Source organism: Mesorhizobium sp. WSM4814 (genome assembly GCF_055811595.1).
The window spans coordinates 1-254 of sequence record NZ_JBVVQT010000093.1 but is presented as its reverse complement, the minus strand read 5'-3'; the positions used below and the strand labels follow the sequence as shown (position 1 = coordinate 254).

The 254-nt window shown below is 66.5% G+C and carries 1 protein-coding gene; it reads left to right on the top strand.

From position 1 onward, the window contains the following. Window positions 1-254, top strand: a 254-nt coding sequence (locus tag AC0L2V_RS32295; protein ID WP_473522202.1) for a hypothetical protein, incomplete at both ends; no start/stop codon positions are given.

Below are 254 nucleotides of genomic sequence, written 5' to 3'. Positions count from 1 at the left end.
AGCCGAAGGGTCGCAGTATTACGGCTCGCGCTCCTCGCTCAAGGTCTTCCTCGACAAGTTTGAGCGCGACATGGAAGGGCGCAAGGCCCGCTTCGCGCAGGCCAAGGCCGCACCGGCGGTGGCGGTCACCGGGAGTGAGTTCGACGACGAAACCGAGGGTGAGGGATTGACAGGCATCGGGGTTCCCTCGCTCCATGCCAGCCCAACTACTCGGCGCGGTCGGGCCGCGAGTAAGCCCGCCACCGAGGTGCATG